At 66.3% G+C, this 18244-nt stretch carries 15 protein-coding genes; 5 read left to right on the top strand and 10 right to left on the bottom strand.

Features of this window, described 5'->3' with window-relative positions:
• Positions 1-108: 108 nt before the first annotated feature.
• The 3 genes from hutU to hutC form a co-directional block, all read right to left on the bottom strand.
• Positions 109-1788: a urocanate hydratase gene (gene hutU, locus ACO6D5_RS12805; RefSeq protein ID WP_485825586.1), complete on the bottom strand. Its 1680-nt coding sequence runs from the start codon at positions 1786-1788 to the stop codon at positions 109-111.
• A 225-nt stretch (positions 1789-2013) separates the two neighbouring features.
• Positions 2014-2643: a HutD/Ves family protein gene (locus tag ACO6D5_RS12800; protein ID WP_485825585.1), complete on the bottom strand. Its 630-nt coding sequence runs from the start codon at positions 2641-2643 to the stop codon at positions 2014-2016.
• Positions 2640-3383 (bottom strand): histidine utilization repressor, encoded by a 744-nt coding sequence (gene hutC, locus ACO6D5_RS12795; RefSeq protein ID WP_485825584.1) that lies wholly within the window; start codon positions 3381-3383, stop codon positions 2640-2642. The genes ACO6D5_RS12800 and hutC overlap by 4 nt, the downstream gene beginning before the upstream one ends.
• A 178-nt stretch (positions 3384-3561) precedes the next feature.
• Between hutC and ACO6D5_RS12790 the strand changes: the two genes are divergently transcribed.
• The 4 genes from ACO6D5_RS12790 (at position 3562) to ACO6D5_RS12775 (ending at position 7679) form a co-directional block, all read left to right on the top strand.
• Complete coding sequence (locus tag ACO6D5_RS12790) at positions 3562-3852, top strand: metal-sensing transcriptional repressor (protein WP_315528633.1); 291 nt, start codon at positions 3562-3564, stop codon at positions 3850-3852.
• 28 nt (positions 3853-3880) lie between these two features.
• Positions 3881-4990 carry an S-(hydroxymethyl)glutathione dehydrogenase/class III alcohol dehydrogenase gene (locus tag ACO6D5_RS12785; RefSeq protein ID WP_006226777.1) on the top strand — a complete coding sequence of 370 codons (1110 nt, stop codon included), beginning with the start codon at positions 3881-3883 and terminating at the stop codon, positions 4988-4990.
• Positions 4991-5158: 168 nt separating this feature from the next.
• The gene (locus tag ACO6D5_RS12780) at positions 5159-7096 is read left to right on the top strand and encodes a bifunctional metallophosphatase/5'-nucleotidase (protein WP_485825583.1); all 1938 of its coding nucleotides are present in this window, start codon (positions 5159-5161) and stop codon (positions 7094-7096) included.
• 100 nt (positions 7097-7196) lie between these two features.
• Positions 7197-7679, top strand: coding sequence for a DUF2165 family protein (locus tag ACO6D5_RS12775; RefSeq protein WP_485825582.1), 483 nt, complete (start codon positions 7197-7199; stop codon positions 7677-7679).
• Between the two features lie 30 nt (positions 7680-7709).
• Here the strand turns inward: ACO6D5_RS12775 and ACO6D5_RS12770 are convergent, their stop codons facing one another.
• The 4 genes from ACO6D5_RS12770 to ACO6D5_RS12755 all read right to left on the bottom strand — a co-directional run bounded on the left by ACO6D5_RS12770 (position 7710) and on the right by ACO6D5_RS12755 (position 12434).
• Positions 7710-8855, bottom strand: a complete 1146-nt coding sequence (locus tag ACO6D5_RS12770) for a glycosyltransferase (RefSeq protein ID WP_485825581.1) — start codon at positions 8853-8855, stop codon at positions 7710-7712.
• Complete coding sequence (locus ACO6D5_RS12765) at positions 8852-9865, bottom strand: hypothetical protein (protein WP_485825580.1); 1014 nt, start codon at positions 9863-9865, stop codon at positions 8852-8854. Before ACO6D5_RS12765 ends, ACO6D5_RS12770 begins: the two co-directional genes overlap by 4 nt.
• A gap of 315 nt (positions 9866-10180) precedes the next feature.
• Positions 10181-11014 carry a phytanoyl-CoA dioxygenase family protein gene (locus tag ACO6D5_RS12760; protein ID WP_315528628.1) on the bottom strand — a complete coding sequence of 278 codons (834 nt, stop codon included), beginning with the start codon at positions 11012-11014 and terminating at the stop codon, positions 10181-10183.
• Between the two features lie 16 nt (positions 11015-11030).
• Positions 11031-12434 (bottom strand): amino acid permease, encoded by a 1404-nt coding sequence (locus tag ACO6D5_RS12755; protein ID WP_485825579.1) that lies wholly within the window; start codon positions 12432-12434, stop codon positions 11031-11033.
• A 153-nt stretch (positions 12435-12587) separates the two neighbouring features.
• Here ACO6D5_RS12755 and ACO6D5_RS12750 point away from each other — a divergent pair, with 153 nt between their 5' ends.
• The gene (locus ACO6D5_RS12750) at positions 12588-13697 is read left to right on the top strand and encodes a YcjF family protein (RefSeq protein WP_485825578.1); all 1110 of its coding nucleotides are present in this window, start codon (positions 12588-12590) and stop codon (positions 13695-13697) included.
• A 12-nt stretch (positions 13698-13709) separates the two neighbouring features.
• Here the strand turns inward: ACO6D5_RS12750 and ACO6D5_RS12745 are convergent, their stop codons facing one another.
• Genes ACO6D5_RS12745 through ACO6D5_RS12735 form a run of 3 tightly spaced genes read right to left on the bottom strand, consistent with a single transcriptional unit; the run spans position 13710 to position 18235 of the window.
• Positions 13710-14843: a serine hydrolase gene (locus tag ACO6D5_RS12745; RefSeq protein ID WP_315528625.1), complete on the bottom strand. Its 1134-nt coding sequence runs from the start codon at positions 14841-14843 to the stop codon at positions 13710-13712.
• 54 nt (positions 14844-14897) lie between these two features.
• Entirely contained in the window at positions 14898-16709 is a 1812-nt protein-coding gene (locus ACO6D5_RS12740; RefSeq protein WP_485825577.1) for an ABC transporter ATP-binding protein, read from the bottom strand.
• On the bottom strand, positions 16706-18235 hold the full coding sequence (locus ACO6D5_RS12735; protein WP_485825576.1) for an aldehyde dehydrogenase family protein: 1530 nt from the start codon (positions 18233-18235) through the stop codon (positions 16706-16708). The genes ACO6D5_RS12740 and ACO6D5_RS12735 overlap by 4 nt, the downstream gene beginning before the upstream one ends.
• Positions 18236-18244: the final 9 nt, after the last annotated feature.

Here is an 18244-nt window from a genome sequence, read left to right as displayed (position 1 = left end):
ACTGGCCGGGTTTCAAATGCAAATCCATTCTGGGTCTCCTGTGCCGGTTGCCGGCATCATGCAAATTCGTTGTCACGCCGGCTTTCGCACCGGATCGTGGTTGCCGACCTAACGCTTGCCCGTCACCATCGGCAGGTTCAGGCCTTGTTCCTTCGCGCATTCGATCGCGATGTCATAGCCGGCATCCGCATGGCGCATGACGCCCGTTCCCGGATCGTTGGCCAGCACGCGGGCGATGCGCTCGGCGGCTTCATCGGTGCCGTCGCACACGATGACCATGCCGGAATGCTGCGAGAAGCCCATGCCCACGCCGCCGCCATGGTGCAGCGATACCCACGTCGCGCCGCTTGCGGTGTTCAGCAACGCGTTCAGCAGCGGCCAGTCGGAGACGGCGTCCGAACCGTCGCGCATGGATTCGGTTTCGCGGTTGGGACTGGCGACGGAACCGGAGTCCAGATGGTCGCGGCCGATGACGATGGGCGCCGACAATTCGCCGGAGCGGACCATTTCATTGAACGCCAGGCCCAGCTTGGCGCGCTGGCCCAGGCCCACCCAGCAGATGCGCGCCGGCAAGCCCTGGAAGCTGATGCGCTCGCGCGCCATGCTCAACCAGTGATGCAGGTGCGCGTCGTCCGGAATCAGTTCCTTGACCTTGGCATCGGTCTTGTAGATGTCTTGCGGGTCCCCCGACAGCGCGGCCCAGCGGAACGGTCCGACGCCGCGGCAGAACAGCGGCCGGATATAGGCGGGCACGAAACCGGGGAAGTCGAACGCGTCCGCCACGCCTTCTTCCTTGGCCATCTGGCGGATGTTGTTGCCGTAGTCGAAGGTGGGGATGCCCTGGCGCTGAAATGCCAGCATGGCTTGCACATGGACGGCCATCGACTGCTTGGCGGCCTTGATGACGGCGGCCGGTTCGCGCTTGGCGCGTTCGCGGTAGTCCTGCCAGGTCCAGCCCACGGGCAGGTAGCCGTTCAACGGGTCGTGCGCGCTGGTCTGGTCGGTGACCATGTCCGGGCGCACGCCACGGCGCACCAGTTCGGGCAGGATCTCGGCCGCGTTGCCGCACAGCGCGATGGAAACGGCGCGGCCTTCCTTCGTGTATTTGGCGATGCGGGCCAGCGCGTCGTCCAGGTCGGCGGCCTGCTCGTCCACGTAGCGGGTGCGGAGGCGGAAATCGATGCTGGCCTGCTGGCATTCGATGTTGAGCGACGAGGCGCCCGCCAGCGTGGCCGCCAGCGGCTGCGCGCCGCCCATGCCGCCCAGGCCTGCGGTCAGCACCCAGCGGCCCGCGAGGTTGCCGCCGTAGTGCTGGCGCCCGGCTTCGACGAAGGTCTCATACGTGCCTTGCACGATGCCCTGGCTGCCGATGTAGATCCAGCTGCCGGCGGTCATCTGGCCGTACATCGCAAGACCCTTGGCGTCCAGTTCGTTGAAGTGTTCCCAGGTGGCCCAGTGCGGCACCAGGTTCGAGTTGGCGATGAGCACGCGCGGGGCGTTGGCGTGGGTCTTGAACACGCCGACCGGCTTGCCCGATTGCACCAGCAGGGTTTCGTCGTCGTTCAGGTTCGTGAGCGACTCCACGATCTTGTCGTAGCAATCCCAGTTGCGGGCGGCGCGGCCGATGCCGCCATACACCACCAGTTCCTTGGGGTTCTCGGCCACGTCCGGGTCAAGGTTGTTCATCAGCATGCGCAAGGGGGCTTCGGTCAGCCAGCTCTTGGCCGTCAATTTGTTGCCGCGCGGGGCGCGGATGACGACATCGCGGTATCGGTTCGATTGGTCCAAGAGACGCTCCTTGATCGGTTCAGCAGCGCGCGTATCGAATGCGCGCCGGTTGCCCGCATCATAAGACGCCTATGCTTGTATATACAAGATAGGTTGACTAGATTTTGACTCAGGGATTTCCCTAGCGGCGACGCCAGGACGACGACGGCCATCGCTGCGTTCGGAGGGTGAAAAAAAAAGCCGCCCCAGGCGGCTTCAAGCAGGATCAAGCAGGATCAAGCAGGATCAAGCGGTTTCAGCGGCGGCAGGGGCGTCAGGCCATTTCGGCATCAGCTCGATCACGCAGGCGTCCAGCGGGGCCGCGCCTTCCAGGCGGTACTCGGCCAGGCCTTCCTGCCCCTCGACGTGCAGGCAGTCGTAACGCGACGGCAGCCTGTGCACCGCAGCATCGACGCGTACCGACAGCGCATCGCCGGCGTTCAGGACCAGCACGCTGCGCGCGGCGCTATGGAATATCCATGGGCTGACGCCCGTCACCCACTGCAGCCGGGCGTGGCAGCGTGCCGGCGCGTAGATCAGGTTGAAGTCGCGGATCGGGCCGTCCAGCAGGCGGCACTGCACGTGCGCGTCGCCCGAAAACGCATAGGCCTGGCGTGGCGCCAGCGGCGCTTGCTCGCGCCCGTCCACGGTCAGCTGGATGCCCCGGCCTTCCAGCACGGTGATGATGCGCTGCAACCCGGTGAAGGCTGAAAATCCCCCGTCCTGCGCCACGTCGGCGATGGACAGGCGCCAGTCGAAGGCGGTCGTGCTGCCGCCGGGGTTGCAGGCGACTTCCTGCGTGGTGCCGGCGCCGTTGCGCCACGGCATGCGCGGATAGTCGGCGGCGCGATAGAGATGGACTTCGGGGTGCTTCATGACGTGAACTTGCCTTCCAGACGGTGCCGCGACCCGGGGTGGATCAGACGGGCGAGCGTGACGGCGCGCTCGCCGGACCAGGTCCGGCGGCTGATCAGCAGACAGGGCTCGTCGCGATCGATCTGCAGCAGCTGGCATTCGCGGGGCTTGGCCAGGATGGCCTCGACGACGTGTTCGCCTTCGCTTAGCGGCGCCACGCGCGTCAGGTATTCATACGGCGTGCTTTGCGTGAAATCCTGCTTCAGGTAGTCGGGCGCCAGGCGCACATTCACGTAGCGGTCTTCCAACTGGATCGGAATGTCGTCTTCGTAGTGCACGATGACCGAGTGATAGACCGGTTGGCCCGCGCGGATCTCCAGCGCCTGCGCCTGCTCGGCGCCGGCCGGCTCTTCGGCCAAGCGCACTACGCGGCTGTGGTGGCGATGGTTGCGCGCGGCGATCTCGTCGGCGATATTGTTGACGGCAAACAGCGCCGAGCGCGCCTTGGGCTGCGCCACGAACGTGCCCACGCCCTGCATGCGCACCAGCAGCCCTTCGGAGGTCAGCTCGCGCAGCGCGCGGTTGATCGTCATGCGGCTGAAGCCGAGTTCGTCGACCAGTTCGCTTTCCGACGGCACCCGGTAGTGCGCCGGCCATGCGCCGCTGCGGATCTGCTGCGCGATCATCTGCTTGACCTGCGCGTACAGCGGGGCGGGCAGGGCATTGGCCTGGACGGGCAATCTGGGAGGGGAAGAGGCCACGGGGAATCCTGTTGGGCGCCTAAAGGATGCGGAGATCGTTGGGATGCGGAAATCGTTGCCATCAAGTATAGACAGGTACAGATGTCTTGCGCACTCCAGTGTTGCGCGCCACGCCTGGCTGGACGGCGGCGCGCCGATTCCTCTATACTCCCCCCCTGTATCGTTTTCGGAGCCTGCCGTGCCGCACTCGCCGGAAGAGAAAAAACGTGTCGTCACCCGCCTGCGCCGCATCCAGGGGCAGGCGTTAGCATTGGAGCGCGCGGTGAACGCTGGCACGGAGTGCGGAGCGCTGCTGCAGCAGCTGGCCGCCTTGCGCGGCGCCGCCACCGGCCTGATGGCCGAAGTGCTGGAAAGCCATCTCCGGGAAACCTTCCTGCAATCCGCCCAGGGCGGGCCGCAACATGCCGCGATCGACGCCGAAGCCGAAGTCGACCAGCTGATGCGCATCGTCCGTTCCTACCTGAAATAACCCCCGCCGACATTCGTGGAGTAAAGCTATGAAATCACGCGCAGCAGTCGCATTCGGACCCGGCAAGCCGCTGGAAATCGTTGAAATCGACGTCGCGCCGCCGCAGCGCGGCGAGGTGCTGGTGCAGATCACGCACACCGGCGTCTGCCACACCGACGCCTTCACCCTCAGCGGCGATGACCCCGAAGGCCTGTTCCCGGCCGTGCTGGGCCACGAAGGCGCCGGCATCGTGGTGGAAGTCGGCGAGGGCGTCACGTCCCTGAAGCCGGGCGACCACGTCATCCCGCTCTACACGGCCGAATGCCGCGAGTGCAAGTTCTGCCTGTCCGGCAAGACCAACCTGTGCCAGAAGGTGCGCGCCACCCAGGGCAAGGGCGTCATGCCCGACGGCACGTCGCGCTTCAGCTACGAAGGCAAGCCGCTCTACCACTACATGGGCTGCTCGACGTTCAGCGAATACTCCGTGGTGAACGAGATCTCGCTGGCCAAGATCAACCCGGCCGCCCCGCATGAAAAGGTCTGCCTGCTGGGTTGCGGCGTGACGACCGGCCTGGGCGCCGTGCACAACACCGCGAAGGTCAAGGAGGGCGACACCGTCGCCGTGTTCGGCCTGGGCGGCATCGGCCTGGCCGTGATCCAGGGCGCGGTGCAGGCCAAGGCCGGCCGCATCATCGCCGTGGACACCAACCCGAACAAGTTCGTGCTGGCCAGCGCCATGGGCGCCACCGACTGCATCAACCCCAAGGACCACGACAAGCCCATCCAGGACGTCATCGTCGAATTGACGGACGGCGGCGTGGACTTCTCGTTCGAGTGCATCGGTAATGTGCACGTGATGCGCGCCGCGCTGGAATGCTGCCACAAGGGTTGGGGCGAGAGCATCATCATCGGCGTGGCCGGCGCCGGCCAGGAGATCAGCACCCGTCCGTTCCAGCTCGTCACCGGCCGCGTCTGGCGCGGTTCGGCCTTCGGCGGCGTCAAGGGCCGCACGCAACTGCCGGGCATGGTGGAAGACGCCATGAGCGGCAAGATCGATCTGGATCCGTTCGTGACGCACACGTTGCCGCTCGAACGCATCAACGAAGCCTTCGACCTGATGCATGAAGGCAAGTCGATCCGCACCGTGATCCACTTCTAAGCCTTCCCCCGGCAGCATCCCGCAGGCCCGGCGCGCAATGCGTCGGGCCTGCCTGTTTTCATGACACCGGCAAGACAACGCCGCGCGCGTTGATGACAGCCTTGTCATTCATCTTCACGTCATCTTCGGCCGCAACCATTCGCCCTTCATAAACGAGGGATCACACGAATGATTACGTGGAAGAGGAATGCGGGCGCCGCGATGCTGAGCGCCTTGTTGCTGGCCGGTTGCGGCGGCAGCGATGACGACGACAACGATACGTCCGTCCCGGCGCCGGAACAGCCCGCACCAGAGCAGCCGGCAGCCAGCCGGCCGATGGAGCTGACGATCCTGCACATCAACGATCATCACTCCAATCTGGACAGCAAGAAGAAAGACCTGAAACTCAAGAACGCTGCCGGCACGGCGGTGGCGGTGAACGTGGAAGTCGGCGGCTTTCCACGCGTGACCGGCGCCTTCAACGCGCTGTCGGCGCAGTCGGCCAACGTGCTGAAACTGCACGCGGGCGACGCCAACACGGGCACGCTGTACTTCAACCGCGCCGGCGAAGCCGGCGAGGCGGACGCGGCCATGATGAACACGGTCTGCTTTGACGCGATGACGCTCGGCAACCACGAGTTCGACAAGGGCGACAGCGGCCTGAAGCGCTTTATCGACCTGCTGCATGCCGGCTCGTGCCAGACGCCGCTGCTGAGCGCCAACGTCACATTCGCCGCCGCCTCGGCGCTGAACCCGTCGCGCGCGCCCGGCCTCGTCAAGCCGTCCATCGTGCTGCAACGCGACGGCCAGCCCATCGGCATCGTCGGCCTGACGATCGCCAACAAGACGCAGCAATCATCCAGCCCGGACGCCGGCACGCTGTTCTCCGACGAGACGGCGGCCGCGCAGGCGCAGATCGACGCGCTGCGCGCGCAGGGCGTGAACAAGATCGTGGTGATGAGCCACATCGGCTATGACTACGACAAGCAGATCATCCCCAAGCTGAGTGGCGTTGACGTGGTGGTGGGCGGCGATTCCCACACCTTGCTGGGCCCGGACACGATGACGGCCTACGGCGTGGGCTCGCCCGCGGGCGCCTACCCGACCGTGCTGCAGAACAAGGACGGCAAGCGCGTGTGCCTCGTGCAAGCCTGGGAATATTCGCAAGTGGTCGGCGAGCTGAAGGTCAGCTTCGATGCCAACGGCGACGTCACGGCTTGCGCCGGCACGCCGCACGTGCTGATGGGCGACGCGTTCACGGTGGCCGGCGCCGCGCCCGCCCCTGCCGACAAGACCGCCATCCTGGCCGATGTGGCCGCCAGCGGCTTCCTGCGTATCCAGCAACCGGACGCGCAAGCCACGAGCGTGCTGCAGCCCTTCAAGGCAAAGGTCGACGCCTTCAGCGCCAGCCTGGTCGCCGCGGTTCCCCAGGAACTGTGCTCGCGCCGCGTGCCGGGCGGCCCGGGTTCGCGCGACTACAGCCGCTCCAGCGCAGCGTGCAACACGCTGGGCAGCGTCAGCCTGCGCGGCGGCGACATCCAGCAGTTGGTGGCGCAAGCCTATCTGGACGTGGCCAATGCCAACTACGGCGGCGCGGACATTTCGCTGCAAAGCGGCGGCGGCGTACGCGTGCCCTTGCTGGGCAACGTGACGGCGGCCAACGTGATCGAAGTGGTTCCGTTCGGCAACATGCTCTGGCGCCTGGAGGTCACGGGCGCCGAGGTCAAGAGCATGCTGGAAGACGGCATGCAGGCCGTCTACGGTCCGGGCGGCTCGACCGGACCGTACCCATACGCCGGCGGCCTGCGCTGGGACGTGAACGCCGCGCAGGCCCAGGGCAGCCGCGTGACGAACATCGAAGTGCGTGACGCCGCCAGCGGCAACTGGCTGCCGCTGGACGCTGCCCGCACGTACAAGCTGTTCGTGCTGAGCTTCAACGCCACGGGCGGCGACGGCTACAAGACGCTGGCCAACGTGCCGGCCGCCCGGCGCCAGGACATCGGCGTGCTGGATGCCGACGTCCTCCAAAGCTACATCGACAAGCAGGCCAAGGACCCGGTGTCCGGCCTGCCGGTGTTGAATCTGCTGCCCGTCAGCCTGTACAGCACCAAGACGTACAGCGAGTAAGACCCCATCGGCCCTGACCTGGCGGCAGGGTCTTTATTGCATGAACCGGACGGCCCTCATATTATGCAAGGAAATGCTTGCATAATATGAGGGCCGTCTTTTGAGTTCATCCACTGCCATCTGGCTGTTCCTGTCCGTCCAGGCCCTGGGGCTGGCGCTATGGCTGACGCTTGCCGCGCTGAACAACCGGCGGGATTTCGCCGGGGCCGCCGCCGCGGTCGGCGCCACCATGGCGATGCTGCCGCTGACGCAGGCCCCTCGCATCCCCACTCCCTTGCTTAGCCGTTCCCAGCGTTCGCCGGGCCTGCACCGCGCAGCCCTGGCCGTCGTGCTGCTGCTCCAGACGGCGGGCGCCGCCTTGGCATGGGCCGGGTGCTACGCGCTGCTGGTCCAGGGCGACCTGGCCGCGGCCCGGCCCTGGCTGAACGGGGCGCTGGCCGCCCTGTCCGCCTGCCTGCTGGCCATGCACCTGAGCGGCCTGTGGTTCGGGTATTGGATACGCCAGGACACGCTGCAACTGACGCACATCGCCTTGCTGCTGTGGTCGTGCCTGATGTTCCTGGCCTTCAACCTGGTGGCTTGATCGCCCGGCGGCGCGGAAGCCCGCCTCGCGTTACGACGTCAGTCGCAGGTGGCCGTCCGAGCCCAGTCGGCGTTCAAGGTAGACCTTTTCCGTGCGGCCGACGAACTGCGCCAGCGAGAATTCCCGCTTCGCCGTGTTGCGCGCGTCGATGCCCATCTGCGCCACCAGGTCGCGGTTCTTCAGGATCTCGCTGACGATCTTGACCACGCTGCTGACGGACCCCGGGGGCACCACCCAGCCATTGCGGCCATCCGTGACGTTCTCGGTCAGGCCCCCTATCTTGCTGACGATGACCGGCTTGCCGGATGCCATCATTTCGCGGCAGGCGAACGAGATCGTCTCCAACCGCGACGACAGCACGAAACCGACGTCCAGCGCGGCCAGGAACGGCCCCACGTCTTCCAGCAGGCCGGTGAACACCACCTGGTCCGCCATGCCCAGTTCGATCACGCGCCGGCGCTGCTCGTCGTCGGGTTCCTTGCCGGCGATCATGATCACGACCTGATCGCGCAAATAGTCGGGCAGCAACGACACGGCGGTCACCATGTCCAGCCAGTTCTTGTAGCTGGCCGTCCCGGCATTGCTGCCGATCACCAGCCGGCGCCGCAAGGCGGCAGGCAGCAGCGCGGCGCGCGCCTGTTCCGAAGCCTGGGCGCTGGCCGGCCGGAATTGCGCCGTGTCGACACCGTTGTGCACCACCCGCAGGTCTTCGTCGCGGAAGACGGATTCCTTCATGCGGCGGAAGGTGTGGCCGCAGACGCAGATGACGCGGTTCGTGCCCCATTTGGCCCGCATGCGCACGCCCAGGCTGTTGGCGGTACGGTCGGTGTGCTGCGTATAGACGATGAACGGGCGCTTGGCGCCCATGCCCATCGTGGCCAGCATGCACAGGCGATGGTCGGCCGACCCATTCACATGGATCACGTCGAAATGTTCCTTGCGCAGCAGCGCGCGCAAGCGGCGCAACGCGCTCAGTTGCTGGAACGGCCGCCCCTTGAATTCCAGGTCGATCGACTGCACGCCGGGCAAGGCGTCGGCCTCGGCCAGCAGGCGGCTGCCGCGCGGCGCGGCCACGGTGATCTGGGCGCGCTGGCGCAGCATGCGCGCCAGCGACATGACGTAGGTGGTATGCCCGCCGCCGTCGCCTTGGTGAAAGTTGGTGTAGAGGATCTTCATGATGTCAGGCCCGAGAGCGGATGCGGGGAAGGCGGGGATTCCCCTTGATTGAGCAAACAGCTCCAATGGCATTTTTCGAACACGTCGTCGCCCAGGCGGCTGCCGGCAGACAGGTTGTAGACCTTGACGCCACGCGCGCTCAGCAGCCGGCTGGCCTGGCGGAACGCGGGTTCGATGTGGCCTGCGAATTGACGGTCCAGCGCGGTGGCCAGCTGGGCGCCTGCGCTTTCATAGAAGCGCGGCCCGGCGCTGGCCGTCAGGTCCAGGCCGTGCAGATACAGGGTGCGGGCGCCCATCCAGGCCAGCAATTGCAAGCCGGTGTAGGCGACGGTTCCTCCGCCGAACAGTCCGCGGGCGGGGTTCAGGCTGAAGCCGTGCGCGTGCTGCGGATTGCGCGCGTCGAACAGCACCAGTTCCGGGTCGTGCGCCAACTGCGCTTCAAGCGCTTCGGGCGTGGCCCGCGCCTGCAGCGCGCGTTGATGCACTTCTTCAAAAAGGACGATGCGGCAGCGGATGTCGTCCGCGGCGAACAGAAACGCAATCCAGCGGTACACCTCGGGCGTCACGAACAGCAAGAGATCCTGCGACAGCACCTCGGCCACCAGATCGCGCCGGCGTTTGACGAATCCGGCATCCAGCATCGCGTAGTAGTCAAAGCGCAAGGTGGGATGCTGGCGGCGCAGCGCGATGGAACCGTTGACGCCCATGACGGCGCCAAGCCGGCATTGCGCGTAGTCGATCTGCGCGACCGACGGCCCGCTCAGGATCAGGTGCGCGTCGCCGGCGATGTTGCGCGGCACGGCGTCCATCGGCACGGTGCCGGGACCTTTCACACCCACCAGATCGCATGCCACCAACCGTTCGCTGCCCTCGCGCCGCACCTTCACTAGTGGCCACAGCGTCTCGTTGTGCCGATAGGCCCCGGCGCGCGTATAGCGGTAAAAATATCGGAAGCCCTTGGTCAAGGGACGCGAGCAAAGCAGGCGGGAAACGAGGGCAAAACGGGGCATGAACTGTGCCGCTGAAAGCGCGGCGAAACCTTACGAGCGGCTGATTCTACGCAGGCGCCCCCCGCAACGGCGGGTTCGAAACATTTGAGATGTAACAGCATTGAGGGCTGCTGTTCGCGCCCTTTTTTTGCCTGTTTTTCCAGAGAGCCTGGCGATATCCCACATTCCGGAACCCTGCGGATCAACGCGCCGGAATATGCACCATTACCGTGCAGAAGCACCGGTTATCAGGCACCTCTCGTACGCGCGCGGCGCGCCGCGCGCTCGTACGTTCCATTACCTTTTGCGCCAAAGCGACAGCATATTGAAAGTGAATCAGGCGCCGCCGCGGGGCCAGAGTTCCGGAAACAACGGATGCGCCAATGCCGCGCCGGCGGGCAAGGTGTCGGCCAGGCCCGGAAACTCCGGCGACGTCCGCCACGGGCGTGGCGCGTGCCGCATGTCCTCACCCAGGAAGCGCAGCGAAAACGCGCGCCGACGCCGGTTACCCCCTACGCCGCCCGCGGCGTGCAAGGTCAGCATATGAAAGAACACTGCGTCGCCAGGTTGCAGTTCCCAACCCAGAATGTTCCAGGCCGAACGGTTCGATTCAATGTCCGGCAGCTCCGTCAGGCTGCCTTCGGGAAACCACCTTGCCTGGTTGTCCAGGAACGTGCGCGGCATCAGCCACGGGCCCCGGTGCGATCCGGCCACGAACTCCAGCGTGGACTCGCGTGCCACGGGGTCCACCGGCATCCACATGCTGCAGTTCTGCCGGCCTTCCACGTTGTAGTAGGGCTGGTCCTGATGCCACGGCGTCGGCTGGCGCGTGTTGGGTTCCTTGACCAGCAGATGGTCGTGATACAGGCGCGCGCTTGGGCAGCCCATCAACTGCGCGGCGACCGACCCGACACAGCTGTCGAAGATGAATCGGCGGTAGTCGTCGTTCTCGGTCCAGTTGCAGAAATCCTCGAAGAACCAGCCGGGGTCATCGGCGGTGCTGGCCACCTTGGCGCGCGGGCTGGGCGCAGCCAGGTTCGATTCGATGCCGCGCGTCAGCAGCGCGACGTCGTCAGGCGTGAACAGCTGGCGCACGCAGACGGCGCCATCTTCCTGAAAGGCCTCGATCAGCGAGGCGGGAAGTTCGAATTCATGACGGTTCGACAACATGGTTCCTCCTGAAAAATCACGGATGCTCGAGTGATGGCGGTTGGCGGCCGGAACGGGCAGGCCGCGCCCACAGCCAGTAGGCCGCGCTCAGCAGGGCCAACCAGCCCATGCCGACAAAGAGCGCCAGGCGCGTATCCGGGAATACGCCCAGCACGATGAAGATGAAGAGCATGAAGACGATGGCGAATACCTGACCGTAAGGCCAGAACGGCACCGGGAAGTGCAGTGCGGCGGCTTCGGGCCCGCTCAGGCTGCGCCGCATGGCCACCTGGGACAACAGGATCATCAACCACACCCATACGACCGAAAACGTGACCATCGACGCGAAGGCCATGAACAGCTTGCCGGGCAACAGGTAGTTCAGCACCACCCCGCCCAGCAACGCCACCCCCATCACCAGCACCGTCATCCACGGCACGCCAAAGCGCGACAACCGGGAAAACACCCTGGGCGCCTGGCCGTTGGCGGCCATGCCGTACAGCATCCGCCCCGTGGAGAAGATGTCGCTGTTGATGGCCGATATCACGGCTGATATCACAACCAGGTTCAACACCGACGCCGCGGAAGTCAGTCCCAGCCGGCTGAAAATCTGCACGAAGGGACTGCTCTCGCCCGTAATGCCGGGCCACGGGAAGATGGCCATCAGCACCGTCAAGGTCAGCACATAGAACAACAAGATGCGCAGCGGAACCGAATTGATGGCCCGGGGGATCATGCGTTGGGGATCGCGCGCTTCGCCGGCTGTCATGCCGATGACTTCGATCCCGCCGAAGGCGAACATCACCACCGAAAACGACGCGATCATGCCCTGCACGCCGTTCGGGAAGAAACCGCCGTGCCGCCACAGGTTGGAGAAGCCGGAGGAGTCCGCCGCCGCGGCGCCGCCCGGCTGAATGCCCGCCAGCAGCACACCCAGCCCCGCCACGATCATGGCGATGATGGCCACGATCTTCAGCAGCGACAGCCAGAACTCCAGTTCGCCGAACACCTTGACCGAACACAGGTTGATCGCGCCGATGAAGCACACGATCGACAGCACCCAGACCCAGCGCGGCACGTCGGGGTACCAGAAGCTCATGTACAGGCCGAAGACGGTGACGTCGGCCAGGCACACCATCAGCATCGAGAACGCGTAGCTCCAGCCGGTCAGGAAACCCAGGTAGGGGCCCAGATAGCGCGTGGCGTAGTGACCGAACGACCCTGAAACCGGCGTCCTGACGGCCATTTCGCCTAACGCGCGCATCGTCAGGAAGATGGCGGCGCCGCCGATCAGATAGGCCAGCAGCACCGACGGGCCCGCGCGCTGGATCGCGCCCGCCGACCCGTAGAACAGCCCGGTGCCGATCGCCGACCCCAACGCCATGAAACGGATATGCCGCTCGTTCAAACCGCGCCGCAATGGCGACGTCTCCTGGTTCATATGCCCCCCCGCGTTAGCGTGTTTCGCACCACCTTTGCATCAATATGCACCGGGATCTTCTCCCAGGCCGCGCCTGAAACTCGATAAGCACGCGCAAATCGGACGCATCTGATATCGTTCCCCACACTCCCAGGCTTTTTTCGCGACTGATTGATGAACGCCCTCCGCCCCGACTCTCCCGCCCTGCAGGACGCCATCGCCGACGCCATCAGCACGGCGACCCGTGGCGCCGGCCGCGTGAACATCCTGATCGCCGGCAAGACGGGCGTGGGCAAGAGCACGCTGATCAACGCGGTGTTCCGTGGCGAACTGGCCAGGACGGGCGCGGGCAAGCCCGTCACCCAGTCAACCCAGGCCTACACCAAGCCCGGCCATCCGCTCACCATCATCGACACGCGCGGGCTGGAAGTCGGCGACTACGCGCGATCGCGCCAGCAACTGACCGACCTGATCCAGGAGCGCGCCGCGTCCGACGACCAGGACAAGCATCTGCACGTGGCCTGGCTTTGCATCCAGGACAGCAGCCATCGGGTGGAAGACGCCGAGATCGAACTGTGCGATATGCTCGCCAACGCCGGCATCCCGGTCATCGCGGTGCTGACCAAGGCCCGCAAGAACAGTCCCTTCGTGGACGAAGCGCGCAAGCTGCTGCCGCGCGCCAAGGACGTCGTGGCGGTGCGCGCGCTGCCAGAATGGATCGAAGAACTGGATGCCGAACTGCCGCCGATGGGGTTGGACGCGCTGATCGGGGTCACCGCCGAATACATTCCCGAAGGCCAGCAGCGTGCCTACGCCAATGCCTTGTCCACCCGCAACAAGAAGGCCCTGGAAGTAAAAAAAAAGCGGGCTGAGATAGAGGTGAACGTCGCGGCTGGCCTGGCCGCATCGGCTGCCGCCGCCCCCATCCCGTTCTCGGACGCGTTCGCGCTGGTGCCCATCCAGGTGGGCATGATCGCCAAGATCGGCATCACGTTCGGCATGGAGCTGGACACCACCGCGATCACCACGCTCGTCACGTCCACGCTGGGCGCATCGGCGGCCACGCTGATCGGCCGCTCACTGGTGTCGGGCATGCTGAAATTCATTCCTAGCGCGGGCAGCGCGGTGGGCGGCACCATCGCCGCCACCACCGCAGGCGCCATCACCAAGCTGCTGGGCAACGCCTACGTGGCGGTGCTGTACGACTTCTGCCAGAAGAACCCCGGCAAGGACATCGATATCGGGATGATCGCGCAAGCGCTCAAGCAGCGCGTGAAGCTGTAGGGCGAGCCCCGATCAGAATGCCCTGGCCAGCGCGGCGAAGAACGCGTCGTCATTGATCTCGACGCGTTTCTTGTAGCTGGGCTTGCCGCGCGCGCTCAGCACCACCGCGACGAGCCTGTGCGCCGGATTGATATGGATGAACTGGCCGTAGATCCCTTCTGCCTGGAAGGCGCCCGCCAAGGCGGGGTCCTTCAATTCCGGCACCCACCACATGTAGCCGTACGGAATCTCGGTGTCGCCGATGCGGTACGGGGCGCCCGCCTGCGCTACCCAATCATCCGGCAGCAGGCGTTCGCCGTCCAGCTGCCCGCCTTCCAGCACGAATTGCCCGAAGCGCGCGTAGTCGCGCATCGTGGCGTTCATGCCGCTGCCTGAAATCGTCATGCCCCCGGGGCATTCCGCCCACCAGGTGGCGTCGGATTCCATGCCGATGCGCGACCACAGCCGTGATTGCAGGTAGTCGGCCAGGCGCTGGCCGGTTGCGCCTTCCATCACCGCGCTCAGCAGATACGATTCACCTGTGTTGTACGCCCAGGCCTGGCCTGCCGGCTGCCGCGCCGGCAACTGCTTCATGAAGTCGCGGATGCCGCCCGGCTGCCAGCGGGTCTGGATATCCAGCAACTGGCGGCGCTCGGAAGCCGGATCGCCGTAGTCTTCATTCCACTGCACGCCCGAGCACATGCGCAACATCTGCCGCAGCGAGACCTCGCGGTAGACGCCGCCCAGGTCCGCGTACTTCGTCACCGGATCGTCCAGCGAATCGATCAGGCCTTCTTTCAGCGCCACGCCCACCAGGGTGGCCGCCACCGACTTGGCCAGCGAACATGAGTTCCAGCGGGTTTCCGGCGAGATGCCGCGCTGGTAGGTCTCGAACGCGACCTGCCCGTCCTTCATCACCATCAGGCCGGCCACGCCATTGGCCGCCAGGTAGTCGTACAGGTCGAAGACGCGTCCCTGGTCCTGGATGCGCAAGCCCGGCAGCCCGCCGGGTCGCAACGGCAAGTCGCGCACGCGCTGGCCGCGCGCCACGGTGTCGGCGGCGAACCAGCCCGGGTCGCTCGACAGCGCCAGCGTCAGTTCGTCGGGAAGGAGGGTGCCGTCGTAGAACCGCATCAGGTGCGATTTCAGGGCGGGAGTCATGGGCATGGAAAGTTCCAGTTTCGAATTCATGGAGGCAAGGCGGGCGCGGGCTGCGCGACGTCAGTCGTCCCGCATCACAAAATGTCCTGGCGCGACCTCTTGGTAGCGCCGCCGGGGCGGCGTGTAGCCGGGCGGGCGCAACGTGTGCCGGATCTCGTCCTGGGCCAGGTTGCGCGGCGCCCGCGGCGCGCCCGGGTCGGCCACCGGGACCGCGTCCAGCAGGCGCCGGGTGTAGGGATGCCTGGGATCGTAGAGCACGGCGGCGCGCGAGCCGATCTCGACGATTTCGCCCATGTACATCACCGCCACGCGATGGCTGACGCGTTCGACCACGGCCATGTCGTGCGAGATGAACAGATACGCCAGCCCCATGTCCTGCTGCAGCTTCAGCATCAGGTTGATGACCTGCGCCTTGATGGACACGTCCAGCGCCGACACGGCCTCGTCGGCCACCAGCAGCGAGGGGCCCAGCGCCAGGCTGCGCGCGATGCAGATGCGCTGCCGCTGCCCGCCTGAGAACTCCTGCGGATACCGTTGGCCGGCGGCGCTGTCCAGCCCCACGCAGGCCAGCAGTTCGGCGACGCGGGCGCGCAGCGCCTCGCCCTTGCAGACCTTGTTCACGATCAAGGGGCTTGCCACGGCCGCCGCGACGGTCTTGCGCGGGTTCAGGCTGGAGAACGGGTCCTGGAACACCATCTGCACATGGCGCGCCATGGCGCCGCGGTCCCGGCCGCCGGCGGCATGGATATCCTGGCCATTGACCCGCACATGGCCCGAGGTCGGCGTCAGCAGGTTCATGATGCTGCGGCCGATCGTCGACTTGCCGCAGCCTGACTCGCCCACCAGCGCCAGGGTTTCGCCGGGCTGCACGCTGAACGAAACGTTCTCGACCGCATGCACCATCCCGCGATCCCGCGCGAGCAAGCCCGAACCCATGCGGTAGCGCATGGTCAGCCCCTGCACTTCCAGCGCAGGCGGGGCGTCCGCACGCACGGTGTCGGCGACTTCGGCGGCCGGCGTCCTGGCGCCCGTCTGCCGGTCGATGGCCGGGAACGGCAGCGGCCGCGCCACGGCCTTCATGGCGCCCAGGCGCGGCACGGCAGCCAGCAGGGCCCGCGTATAGGGCTCGGCGGGCGCCTGGAAAATGCGGGCGGTCTCGCCGCATTCGATCTGCTCTCCGCCGCACATGACCACCATCCGGTCCGCGACTTCCGCCACCACGCCCATGTCATGCGTGATGAACAGCACCGACATGCCGTCTTCCTGCTGCAACTCGCGGATCAGCGCCAGGATCTGCGCCTGGATGGTGACATCCAGCGCCGTGGTCGGCTCATCGGCGATCAGCAGCCGGGGCCGGCAGGCCAGCGCCATGGCGATCATGACGCGCTGGCGCATGCCCCCCGACAGGTGGAACGGGTAATCCTTCAAACGGGTCGCCGCCGCCGGGATGCGCACCTTCTCCAGCAGGCGCAGCGCCTCGGCCTGGGCCGCGGACCAGTCCAGGCCACGATGCAGCATCAGCGATTCGCCCACCTGGAATCCGATGGTGCGCACCGGATTCAGGCTGGTCATCGGCTCCTGGAAGATCATGGCGATATCCGCGCCGCGGATCTTGCGCATCTCGCTTTCGGGCAACGCCAGGAGGTCGCGGCTGCCCAGCAGGACGCTGCCCGAGAGCTGCGTGTCGCGCGGATTGAGCAGGCGCATGATGGACATGGCGGTCACGCTTTTGCCCGACCCGGACTCTCCGACGACGGCCAGCGTCTCGCGCGGCGCGACCTCGAAGTCCAACCCGTTGACGACCGTCTTCCAGCCGTCCGGCACCCGGAACCGGGTATGCAGGCCGGCGACGCGTAGCACGGGCGCGTTCACGCGTTCAGCCCCATTGCGGACAGGCGAAGCCAGATGGTCTTGATCTGCTGGTATTGCGCCATGGCTTCCAAACCCTTGTCGCGGGCGAGCGAACCCGAACGGCGGTAGCCGCCGAAGGGGGTCTTGATGTCGCCTTCCGTGAACCCGTTGACGGCAACCGTCCCGCACTCGAGGCGACGCGCGAAGTACATCGCCCGATCCAGGTCGCGCGTGTAGACGGTGGCATGCAGGCCGTAATCGGTGCCATTGGCGATCTGCAGCGCCTGGTCCATGCTGTCGACCGGCAGCACACCCAGAACCGGCCCGAAAATCTCTTCGCGCGCGATCGTCATCTCGGGACGCAGGTCGGCGAACACCGTGGGGCCCAGATAATGGCCCCGTCCGAGCGGGGCGCCGCCGGCATCCAGCACGCGCCGCGCGCCTTCCTCCACGCCCTTGGCCACATAGGACAGCACGCGGTTGCGCTGGCCCGCGGAAATCAGCGGCCCCATGTCGGTCGCCGGGTTCAGGGGATCGCCGATCACGATCTGCTTGGTGCGGGCGATGATCTTCTCCACGTAGGCGTCCTGCCGCGACCGCGCGACCAGCTGGCGCATGTTGGCCGAGCAATTCTGTCCGCCGTTCCAGAACGCGGCCATCACCGCATTGTCGATCAGATCTTCGGTCAGGTCCGCATCGTCAAGCACGATGAAGGGGCTTTTTCCGCCCATCTCCAGGCCGACGGTTTTCAGGTTGCTGGAACCCGCGTATTGCAGGAACAGCCGGCCGACGTCCGTGGAGCCGGTGAACGACACGGAATCGATGTCGGGATGCTGGCCGATCAGCCGCCCCGTTGTCTCGCCCGGCCCCGTCAGCACGTTCAGCACGCCCGCCGGTATCCCCGCTTCGATCGCCAGCGCGGCCAGCGACAACGCGGTCAGCGAGGTCTCTTCGGCCGGCTTGACGATGACCGAGCAACCGCTGGCCAGCGCCGGCGCCAGCTTCCAGGTCGCCATCAGCAGGGGGAAGTTCCAGGGCAGCACGGCCGCCACGACGCCGATGGGTTCACGCACGACCATCGCGCAGTCTTCCTGCCCGGTCGGCGCCACGTGGCCGTAGCTCTTGTCGACCAGTTCGCCGTACCACTGGAAGATGGCCGGGACTTCCTGCGTGATCTCGCGCAGGCAATCGCGGATGGGTTTGCCGCTTTCCAGGCTTTCCATGACCGCCAGCCTGACCCCGTCGCGCCGGATCAGCGCCGCCAGTTTCAGCAGGGCGTCCTTGCGCTTTTCGGGCGCGCAGCGCGACCAGGCGCCGCTGCGGAAAGACCATCGGGCGGCCGCTACGGCGCGGTCCACGTCCTTCTGGCCGCAATGCGCCAATGTGCTCAGCACGGCGCCGGTGGCGGGGCTGCTGGTCTCGATCAGGGCCCCGTTGTCGGACGCCGACCAGTCGCCGTCGATGAAGGCGCGGTCGGGCAGGCGCAGGGCGGCGGCGACGCGCAGCAGTTCTGCATGGCTGGGGTTGGGCAGGACGGTATCGGACATCATTGCTCC

It is taken from the genome of Achromobacter sp., assembly GCF_057314935.1.
The sequence above is the reverse complement of the archived record's forward strand: the minus strand, read 5'-3'. Positions and strand labels throughout refer to the sequence as shown.

What these genes read in the sequence shown, in the direction of transcription:
- ACO6D5_RS12800 (WP_485825585.1), bottom strand. Translation starts at nt 2,643, where the DNA reads ATGAAGCACCCCGAAGTCCATCTCTATCGCGCCGCCGACTATCCGCGC.
- ACO6D5_RS12785 (WP_006226777.1), top strand. Translation starts at nt 3,881, where the DNA reads ATGAAATCACGCGCAGCAGTCGCATTCGGACCCGGCAAGCCGCTGGAA.
- ACO6D5_RS12780 (WP_485825583.1), top strand. Translation starts at nt 5,159, where the DNA reads ATGATTACGTGGAAGAGGAATGCGGGCGCCGCGATGCTGAGCGCCTTG.
- ACO6D5_RS12770 (WP_485825581.1), bottom strand. Translation starts at nt 8,855, where the DNA reads ATGAAGATCCTCTACACCAACTTTCACCAAGGCGACGGCGGCGGGCAT.
- ACO6D5_RS12765 (WP_485825580.1), bottom strand. Translation starts at nt 9,865, where the DNA reads ATGCCCCGTTTTGCCCTCGTTTCCCGCCTGCTTTGCTCGCGTCCCTTG.
- ACO6D5_RS12760 (WP_315528628.1), bottom strand. Translation starts at nt 11,014, where the DNA reads ATGTTGTCGAACCGTCATGAATTCGAACTTCCCGCCTCGCTGATCGAG.
- ACO6D5_RS12755 (WP_485825579.1), bottom strand. Translation starts at nt 12,434, where the DNA reads ATGAACCAGGAGACGTCGCCATTGCGGCGCGGTTTGAACGAGCGGCAT.
- ACO6D5_RS12750 (WP_485825578.1), top strand. Translation starts at nt 12,588, where the DNA reads ATGAACGCCCTCCGCCCCGACTCTCCCGCCCTGCAGGACGCCATCGCC.
- ACO6D5_RS12745 (WP_315528625.1), bottom strand. Translation starts at nt 14,843, where the DNA reads ATGCCCATGACTCCCGCCCTGAAATCGCACCTGATGCGGTTCTACGAC.
- ACO6D5_RS12735 (WP_485825576.1), bottom strand. Translation starts at nt 18,235, where the DNA reads ATGTCCGATACCGTCCTGCCCAACCCCAGCCATGCAGAACTGCTGCGC.